General features: G+C 74.2%; 2 protein-coding genes. Both read right to left on the bottom strand.

The window, feature by feature from the left end; all coding sequences use genetic code 11:
- Positions 1–3070: type I polyketide synthase (locus tag AB1634_17155; GenBank protein ID MEW6221244.1), on the bottom strand; the 3070-nt coding region annotated here is incomplete at its 3' end.
- The gene (locus AB1634_17150) at positions 3070–10233 is read right to left on the bottom strand and encodes an SDR family NAD(P)-dependent oxidoreductase (protein ID MEW6221243.1); all 7164 of its coding nucleotides are present in this window, start codon (positions 10231–10233) and stop codon (positions 3070–3072) included. The genes AB1634_17155 and AB1634_17150, both read right to left, overlap by 1 nt.
- Position 10234 lies beyond the last annotated feature (1 nt).

Genomic DNA, 10234 nt, shown 5'->3' with positions numbered 1-10234 from the left:
CGGCGGGCTGGGCCGCGGCCGGCAACGGCGCGCCGCCGGCAAGCCCGGTCATGAGCCCCCGCTGCAGATCCAAAAACTGCTGCATGCTGCGCAGGTATTCCGCCATGACCAGGGCGCGGCCGGTCTGCGCCGGCGCAGCACCGGCCGCGGGCTGGCCGGCGGCGGGCTGGGTCGCCATCTCCCCGGCCGGCAGGGGGAACGGCTCCGCCAGGCGCAGCCGGGGCAGGCACAGATCCAGGGCCATGACCGTGCTGGCAGCTGCCTCCGGCCGGGCCGGCGCGGCCTCCCGGAGATCCAGCCGCTCCACCTGGCGCCGGGCATACAGAGGCATAAAGTCGAGGTCCAGCCCCTGGGCGGCCAGGATGGCTACCAGGTGGGCCAGGCCCTCGATGCCGGTGCGGGTGTGGACATTGGCCGGCACCGCCAGATAGGGCCGGCCGGCCAGGATGTCATCCACAAAGCCGGTGAGGTTGGCCCGGGGCCCCACCTCCACAAAGAGCCGGCAGCCGGCGGCATAGAGGTTGTCGATGGCGGCCCGGAAGGCCACCGGCCGCGCCCAGGGGATGACCATGTGCTCCCGGATGCCGGCCTCGCCGGCCGGATAGGGCTGGGCGGTGGCCGCCGAGTACAGGGTGGTGCGGGGCGGGCGGACCGCCAGGCGCTGGGCCAGCCCGGCGTAGGCCGCCACCGCCGGGGCAAAGCCTGCCGTGTGGTACGGCCGGTCGAAGGGCAGGAAGGTGCAGATGGCGCCCCGGGCCTTGAGCGCCTCGCTGGCGGCGTCGATGGCGTCCGGGGGGCCGCAGAGCACCTGCTGGTGGGCGCAGTTGTCCATGGCCACCACCAGACGGCCCTGGCTTGCCGCCACCAGCTCCGGCACCAGGGCCGGGTTGGGGGCGCCCACCGCCAGCAGCCGGGCTGGCGCCAGGGTCGGCGCCACCCGGTGGTGGATGGCGTTGAGCTCCAGCTGCAGCGCGAGCAGCTCCGCCTCCGACTCCGGCGCCACCGCGCCGGCAGCGAGGATGGCCGCCAGCTCGCCGGAGGAGTGGCCGAGCATGGCGAAAGGCGTCAGGCCCAGGCGGGACAACAGGGCAAAGAGCCCCATGTTGGCCGCATAGACCAGGGCCACCGCGTAGTCGATCTCCCAGCGGCGCCGCTCGGCCGCGGCCGCCTCGGCCGCGGTGGCCAGGGGCGGCGGCAGCAGGACTTGGCTGGGTAGGGGCGACAGGCCGGCGGCGGCAAAGACCCGGTCCGCCTGGTCGAAGGCCTGGCGTATCTCGGGAAAGTGCAGGGCGAGATCCACCAGCATCCCCGGGTACTGGGAGCCCTCGCCCGGGAAGAGAAACGCCAGCTGCCCGCCCACCGGCTCGGCAAAGAAATAGATGCCCCGCCGGTCCCGCAGGCGCTGGCAGCCGCCGTCGCCGAGCCGGGCGGTGGCCTGCCGCAGCTTGGCCAGAAGATCAGCCCCATCCTGGGCCACCAGGGCCAGCCGCAGACCTCGCCCGGCCGTGACGCCGGTGTTGAGGGTGAAAGCCAGGTGGCGCAAGGGCATGGCCGGGTGGGCGGCGAGAAAGGCCTCCAGCCGGGCAGCAGCGGCCAGGAGGCCCGGCCGGTCGGCAGCGGCCAGCACCACTGTCTCCCAGCCCCAGTCCGGCCGGGGATCGACAGCCGGCTCCCCGGACGGCTGGTACTCCTCCAGCACGGCATGGGCGTTGATGCCGCCGAAGCCGAAGGCCGATACCCCGGCCCGCCGGGGCTGGTCGCTGCCGTGGATCCACGGCCGGGCCTCGGCATTGACAAAGAAGGGCGTCTGGTCGATGCCCAGCTCGGGGTTGACCTCGTCGGCCAGGGTGGGGGGCAGGATCTTGTGATGGAGGGCGGAGACCGCCTTGATGAGGCCGGCCATGCCGGCCGCCGGCAGGGCGTGGCCGATGTTGGACTTCACCGAGCCGACGCCGCAGACCGGCAGCTCCCCGGCCCGCGGTCCGAAGAGACGGGTCAGGGCCTCGATCTCGGTGCGGTCGCCCAAAGGGGTGCCGGTGCCGTGGGCCTCCACCAGGCCAACGGAGGCCGGCGCCAGCTGGGCGTCCCGGTAGGCCCGGGTCAGGGCCAGCAGCTCGCCCTCCAGCCGGGGGGCGAAGATGCTGGTCGCCCGGCCGTCGCTGGCGGTGCCCACCCCCCGCACCAGGGCGTAGATCCGGTCGCCGTCCCGCTCGGCATCCGGGCGGCGCTTCAGGACCATCATCGCCACGCCCTCGGACATGAGGGTGCCGTCCGCCTGGCGGTCGAAGGCCCGCAGCCGGCCCCGGCGGGAGAGCGCGCCCAGCTGGCAGAAGGCCATGTACATCTCGGCCGGGGTGTTGGCCTGGACGCCGCCGGCGAGAAGCATGTCGCAGCGGCCGGCGGCCAGCTCCCGGCAGCCCAGGTCCAGGGCGATCAGCGAGGAGGCGCAGGCGGCGTCCACCGTGAAGTTGGGGCCGCCCAGGTCGAAGCGGTTGGCGATGCGGCCGGCCACCAGGTTGGGGATGCCGCCCACCGCATTGTCCGAGGTGAAGGGCGGCAGGCTTTGCTCCAGGGCCCTCTTCAGGCGGGCGAGCTCATCGGCCCCCAGATCCGGCCGCAGCTGGCGGAGGATCTCCACCGTCTGATCGAGGATCAGCCCGTGCTGCACGCCGTTGACATTGCCGGGGTTGAGGACATTGCCCCGGCCGAGGATGACCCCGCAGGTCTCCCGGGCAAACGGCCGGGTCAGGTAGCCGGCATCAGCCAGGGCCGCCCGGGCCACCGCCAGACAGAGGAAGTCCGCCGGATCGCTGCCCAGGACCGTCCGGGGCATGATGCCGAACTGGCCGGGATCGAAGAAGGCGAAATCCTGGATGAAGCCGCCCCGCTTGGTGTAGATGCGGTCGCAGCTGGTGGCGGCGGGGTCGTAGAACCGCTCAGCGCCCCAGCATGCCGGCGGCTCGCTGGTGCAATCCTTCTTCTCCAGGATGTTCCGGAAGAAGGTGGCGGCATCCGGCGCCTGGGGGTAGATGCAGGCGAGGCCGATGATGGCGATATCCAACGGGGCCATCAGCGACCGCCTCCCGGCTGGGTGGGGTCATTCTCCAGCCACGGCCCGCCGCCGATGACCACCACCGGCTCCTCTTTGGGCCCGTAAAGGATCTCATCGGCGACCAGCCGCCGGCCCACGTCCATGGGCACCCCCTTGATGCCCCGGCGCTCGAACTGGCGCTCCACCTCCGGGGTCACCATGCCGGTGCCCAGCCAGGGCCCCCAGCTCATGCCCACCACCCGGCCGGGCCAAAGGGCATTGAGCCGCACCGCCAGGCCGTTGACCACCTCGTTGGCCGCGCCGTAGTCGGCCTGGCCCCGGTTGCCGAAACGACCGGCCACCGAGGTGAAGAAGACTAAGCCCGCCAGGGAGTCGGGGCGCAGGTGCCGGGCCAGGATGAAGGCCGACGCGGTCTTGGTGCGGAAGACCCGATCGAAGGACTCCGGGGTCTTGTCCGCCACCAGCTTGTCCTCGATAAGGCCGGCGCCGTGGACGACCAGGTCCAGGCGGCCGTAGCGGGCCACAATCTCCGCCAGGAGCGCCTGCATCGCCGTCTCGTCGCAGACATCCACCGCCTGGTACTCCACCCGGGCGCCGGTGGCCACCAGGCGGGCCATGGTGGCGCGCACCTCCCGCTCCTTGACCAGGCGGCGGTACTCACTTTCCACCTGGGCCGGGGCCGGCGGCCGGCCCTGGGCCTGGGTCAGCTCGGCGATGATGGCCTGCTTGAGCAGCCGCGGCTCGGCGACGCCGGCCGTGGCCATGGGCACGGCACCGGGCGGTGGGGTACGGCCGGCCAGGATCAGGGTGGGCTGGAAGCGCTCGCCCAGGTCGGCCGCCACCTCGGCGGTGATGCCGCGGCTGCCGCCGGTAAGGAGGATCACCCAGTCCCGGTCGATGGCCAGCCGGGGCGGTCCCCGGCGGTCCAGGGGCGCCAGCCGGGTGCGGGGTCGCAGGCGGCTGCCCCCCCGGTAGGCCACCTCCAGGGGAGCGCCGGTGTCGGCCATCTCGGCCAAGAGCCGCTCCGCGGCCACCGCCGCCGCGCCCACCGCCAGATCCACCAGCCGGCAGCGCACCTGCGGCCACTCCTCGGCCAGGCAGCGGACAAACCCCGCCAGGCCGGCCGCCGCCGGCGACACCTGGCCGGCCGCCGGATCGAGCCCGGCACCGGCCGTTGCCACCAGAAGCCAGCCGGCGGCCGCCGCCAGCTCCGGGCCCGCCGCCTGGGCCAGGAGATAGAGGCCCTTCACCGGGCCGTCCAGCCAGGCCTGCCAGGCGGCGCCATCCATGCCGGCCAGATCCGGCACCGGGGCCAGACCGGCCAGATGGACCAGACCGGCGAGGGGCGCCGCCTCGGCCCGCACCGCGGCCAGCAGGGCCTGCACCCCGGCCGGACTGGCCAGATCCGCCTGCCAGGGAACATCGTCCTGGCGCAAGGTCTCGCCGGCGACCACCCGGAGCGCCTTGCCGCCCCGCTCCCGGATGCGGTCCGCCAGCTCCCGGCCCACGCCGGCCGCATCCTCGACGATCAGGAACAGCCCGCCGGCCGGCGGCACCAGGCACTGCCCAGCCGCTGGCAGCGGCACCAGCTCCGTCAGCTGCCGGGGCGCTGCCCGGTCATCGCTGGCCGCCCGGGGCGGCGGCACGGCCGCCGGCTGGCCAGCCGTCGCCTTTGGAGCTGCCGGGCTGGCGGCCGGTGAGCCGCCCGCCCGGGTCAGCCGGTCCCGGATCTGGCGCAGGGTCTTCAAGCGCCCCAGCTCCTCCAGCCCCTCGCCCGCCCCGCCGGGGCCCAGCCGGGTCAGAAGGGAGCCCAGGATCTCCACCCGTTTGATGGAATCAATGCCCAGGTCCGCCTCCAGATCGAGATCGAGCCCCAGCATCCCGGCCGGATAGCCGGTCCGCTCGCTCACCAGCCCCAGAAGGACGGCCTCCACCGCCGGGCCGGCCGGCTGGCCCGCCGGAGCGGCCGCCGGCGTTGGCGCTGCCGGCTGCAGCCGCGCCAGGTGGCCGATGATCTGGCGCAGGCTGCGCATCCGCCCCACCTCTTCCATGGCCAGGCCGGCCGCGGGTAGGCCCAGGGCGGTCTCCAGGCTGGTCAGGATCTCCACCCTCTTGATGGAGTCGATGCCCAGATCTGCCTCCAGATCGAGATCGAGGCCCAGCATCTCGGCCGGATAGCCGGTCCGCTCGCTCACCAGGCGCAAAAGCACCGCCGCCGGGTCGGCCGCCTTGGCTGCTGGTGCTGGCGCCGCGGCCGGGGCCGGCGGCGGCGAAGGTACCGGCGGCGGGGTGGCCGCTGGCTGCGGCCTGGCCGGGGCTGGTGGCGCCGCTGCCGGCGCCGCGGGCCTGGCCGGGATCTCCGCTGCCGGCATCGCTGGCAGCGGGGTGGCGCTGGCGCCGCCCAGATAGGCGGTCATCACCTCCTGCTGGGTGGCCAGAAACTGCTGCATGAGGCGCTGGAACTCGCCCAGCACCGCATCGAGGCCGGGCTGGGGGGCGCCGGCTCCCGCCAGCGGTGCCGCAGCCGGCAAGGGGATGGCCGGCGGTCCGGCCGGCAACGGCGCCTCCGAGCGAGCGAGGACCTCCGCCGGCGGTTGATCCAGGATCGGCCGGGCCGGCGCCGGCTCGCTGGCGGGCCAGGCGCGGCCGCCGTCCACCAGCCAGGTGCCGGCCGGATAGCTCCTGGCGGCAGCCGGCCCGGACAGGCCCTCCGGGTCCACGGGGAGCAGCTGGCGGCCGGCGAAGAGCCGGTCGAGATGCACCGGCACGCCGGCGGCCAGGAGCTGGCCCAGGCCGTGCAACAGGCCAGCAAGACCGGCGTGCTCGGCGCTGTCCAGGGCCACGGTCGTATGCGGCCGGCCGGCCAGGATCTGGCGGGTCAGGTTGGCGAGCACGCTCTTCGGGCCCACCTCGACAAAGATCCGCGCCCCGGCCTGGTACATGGCCTCGATCTCGTCCACAAAGGCCACCGGGGTCACGATGTGGTCGGCCAGCAGGCGGGCGTAGCCGGCAGTCTCCTCCGGATAGGGGCCGGCCAGGGTGTTGGAGAAGACCGGCAGCCGGGGCGGCCGGAAGGCGGCCGTGGCCAGGAGCGGGGCAAAGTCCGCCTGGACCGGCGCCATGAGGGGCGAATGGAAGGGGCAGGAGACCGGCACCGGCGAGACCTTGAGGCCTTGGCTGGCCAGGATCCCGGTGGCCTCGGCCACGCCGGCCTGGCTGCCGGCGACCAGGGTCTGGCGGGGGGAGTTGCAGTTGGAGGGCCAGACCGCGGCCACCCCTTCCAGGGCCGCCGCCACGGTCTGGCGGTCCGCTTCCACCGCCGCCATGGTACCCAGATCCTGGCCGGCCGCGGCCAGCATCAGCCGGCCCCGGGCGGAGGACAGGGCAAACAGGGTCTCCTCGTCCAGCACCCCGGCCGCCCAGAGGGCCACATATTCGCCGTAAGAGTGGCCAGCGGTCATCGCCGGCCGCACCCCCAGGCTGGCCAGCAGGCGGCACAGGCCCACATCCGCCGCTCCCATGGCGGGCTGGGCAACATCGGTGCGGGTGAGGCGGCGGCGTGCCTCCCTGGCCGCTCCTTCGTCGAAGGCCGGCGGCGGGAAGACCAGGGCGGAGAGCGGCGTCTCCAGCCGGCCGGCCAGCAGGCGGTCAGCAGCCTCGAAGGCCCCCGCCACCTCCGGAAAGAGCACCGCCAGATCCCGGAGCATGTCCGGGTACTGGGAGCCCTGGCCGGGAAAGAGGAAGGCCACCTGACCGGCGGCTGTCGGGGTGAAGCGGCCGTAGATGCCCCGGCGGTCGTCCAGCTCCTCGCTGCCGGCAGCCAGGGCGGCCCGGGCCTGGGCCAGCCGCGCCGCCAGCTCCTCCCGGCTGGTCGCCACCACCGCCAGCCGCACCGGGCCTTGGCCCCAGGCTCGCCACAGCCCCAGGGCCAGATCCCCCAGGGCCGGAGCGGCACCGTTCGCCAGCGCCGCGGCCAGGCGCTCCAGCCGCTCGGCCAGCATCGGCCTGGTCTCGCCGGCCAGGACAAAGAGCTCCGCCGGCCAGTGGTCCCGCACCGCCGGCCTGACCGGAAGATCGGCATCGTGCTCCTCGAGCACGGCGTGGAAGTTGGTGCCGCCGAAGCCGAAGGCGGAAACCCCGGCCCGGCGGGGGGTGACGCCGGCGGCCAGCCAGGGCCGGGTGGCGCTGTTGACGTAGAAGGGGCTGCCGGCCAGGCTGGCGTTGGGCCTTGTCACATGCAGGGTGGGCGGCAGCACCCGGTGGTACAGGGCCAGGGCCACCTTCATCATGCCCGCCACGCCGGCGGTGGTCTTGGTATGCCCGATCATGGACTTCACCGAGCCCAGGGCACAGGAGGCGGGCTTGGCCGCGGTCACCGCGAAGACCTGCCGCAGGGTCTCGATCTCGGCCCGGTCGCCCACCACGGTGCCGGTGCCATGGGCCTCGATGAGCCCGACGGTGTCCGGGCCGAAGCCAGCCTGGTGGTAGGCCCGGACCAGGGCGCGCGCCTGGCCCTCGGGACGGGGCGCGGTCAGCCCCTTGTCCCGGCCGTCGCTGGAGCCGGCCACCGCCTTGATCACCGCGTAGATCCGGTCCCCGTCCCGCTCGGCATCGGCCAGCCTTTTGAGCACCAGCACCGCCACCCCCTCGGAGATGGCGATGCCGTCCGCCGCCTCGTCGAAGGTGCGGCAGCGGCCGGTGGGGGAAAGGGCGTGGGTCTTGCTGAAGGAGAGGAAGGCGAAGGGGCTTTGCACCGTGTCGCCGCCGCCGGCCAGCACCAGATCGCAGGCCCCGGCGGTCAGCTCCCGCACCCCGGCGTAGACCGCGGCCAGGGAGGCGGCGCAGGCCGCATCCACCGTGTAGTTGGGACCGCCGAGATCAAAACGGTTGGCCACCCGGCCGGCGGTGACGTTGAGCAGGATGCCGGGGAAGGAGTCCTCCGTCCACTCCGGCAGCCGGTCCAGGAGCCAGGCCGCCTCCGGGCTGGTCATCCGGGAGAGGACCGAGCGCAGGGCATAGAGCTGGCCCAGCTCGGCGGTGCCGCCCCCCACCCCCAGGACCACCGCGGTGCGCTCCCGGGGGAAATCCCGGTCCTCGTACCCGGCGTCCGTAAGGGCCGCCCGCACCGCCTCCAGGGTGATGAGATGCAGGGGCTCGACAAAGGGGATGGTGGCCGGTGGCATGCCGTAAGCCAGGGGATTGAAAGGCACGGGGTCGAGAAAGCCGCCCCAGCGGGATACGACCTTGTCCCGGGCCTTGGGATCCGGATCGAAGTAGTGGCGCCAGTCCCAGCGGCTGGCCGGCACCTCGGTCACCGCGTCGTGGCGGTCCAGGATGTTCTCCCAGAAGCCGGCCAGGTCTGAGGCGCCGGGGAAGAAGCCGGCCATGCCGATGATGGCCACATCGCAAGACGCCGGCCGCCGCGGCTCCTGGCCGGCGGCCAGGGCCGGCGGCGGGCAGGCGGCCAGGAGATCGGCGCTGGCCGCCACCGCCTGGTGCAGGCCGGCGATGCTGGCAGGCCGGTCGTGGAGGGCCGCCAGCTGGCCGATGAGATACAGCCCCTCCGCCTCCTGAGCCGTCCGGTCCAGGGCGCGCTCCGGGACCTGGGGCGCTTTGGGGTCCGCGGCGAGGCCCTTGGCGGCCATGCGCAGCCGGCCGCGGGTGAGCCCCTCCAGGCGGGCGCCGGCCTCGGCCGCCGGCAGCCCCTGGCGGAGCAGGCGCCGCCGCTCGGCCGTAAAGGCCGCGGCAAAGGGGGTGGGCACGCAGCGGCTGGCGTGTCCCGGGCTGGTCTCCAGGAGGACCGTGTCCTGGCAGCGGATCGCCTCTTCCTGGAAGCCGGGGAGGATGGCGCCGGTGGCCACCGCCTCGGCGGTGAACAGGTAGCCGGTGCCCATGAGGACGCCGATGGCCATGCCGCGGGCCACCAGCGGCGCGGCAATGGCCGCCACCATGGCGCTGGAGCGGGCGTCATGGATGCCGCCGGCAAAGAGGATCTCGTAGCGGCTGGCCTCGGTCGCCGGCACGGCCGCAAGCAGCAGCGACACCGCCTGCTCCCAGAGAAGAAAGCTGGAGCGCGGTCCGACATGGCCGCCGCATTCCCGGCCCTCGAAGATGAAGCCGGTGGCGCCCCGGTCCAGGAACATCCGGAGCAGGCCGGCAGACGGCACGTGGGTGAAGACCCGGATGCCGGCAGCGGTCAGGGCCTCCACCTGCTCCGGCCGGCCACCGGCCAGAACCGCCAACGGTGGCGCCAGCTCGGTCAGGGCCGCAAACTGCTCCTCCCGCAGCTCCGGCCGGGCAAAGCCGATCACCCCCACCCCCCAGGGCCGCTCCCCAAGCAGGGTCCGGGTCTCGGTCACCAGGGACCGGATCTCCGGGCCCCGCAGCCAGGACAGGGCCAGACACGGCAGGCCGCCCCCCTCGGCCACCGCCAGGGCAAAGGCCGGCCGGTCGCTCACCTGGGCCATCGGCCCCTGGACAATGGGATAGGCGGTGCCCAGGGAGCGGGCCAGGGGAGCACCCTGGGCCAAGGCCTTCTGCTCGGCCGCCAGCGTCACCTGCTCGTCCACTGCCCGCCGCAAGGCCGCAAGCACCCCGGCCACGGTACGGAAGCGGCGGGCATACGGGACAGCCAGGGCCGCGTCCTGGCCCAGGGGCCAGACCGCCTCCTCCAGGGCTCCCCAGCCCAGGGCCTGGCCGGCGGCCTGGCGCCAGCGCTCGGCCGCCCCGGGCCCGGGCTCGTCCGCCAGCTCCAGGCCAAAGAGCCGCAGCCGCTCCCAGGCGCCTTTGGCCGGCCGGGCCAGGCAGCGGAGCTGGGCGAGGCCGCCGCCCCCCAGACAGACCGTCTCGCCGCCATCCATCCGCTCGAGAAAGGCGGTCACCGCCTCCGGCAGCCCGGCCTCCCGGCAGGCCAGGAGCTGGCTGTCCAGGACCACCCCTGCGGCACCCGCCACATACGAGGCGGCGGCGGTATGAAGACCGATGCCGCCCTGCACCCAGACCGGCAGGCTGACCCGGTCCAGCAGGCGCTGGAGCAAAATGAAGGCGGTCTCCTCCCCCACAAGGCCCCCCGCCTCGTTGCCCTTGGCGAGGAGGCCGTCGGCACCGGCCGCCTGGGCGGCCAGGGCCGCCGCCTCGTCGCAGACCTCCGCGATCACCACCAGATCCCGGTCGTGGAGCAGC

This window comes from Thermodesulfobacteriota bacterium (assembly GCA_040755095.1).
In the GTDB taxonomy this organism is placed as follows: Bacteria; Desulfobacterota; Desulfobulbia; order Desulfobulbales; family JBFMBH01; genus JBFMBH01.
Note: the sequence above shows the minus strand (reverse complement) of the source record. Positions and strands in the feature narration are given on the sequence as shown.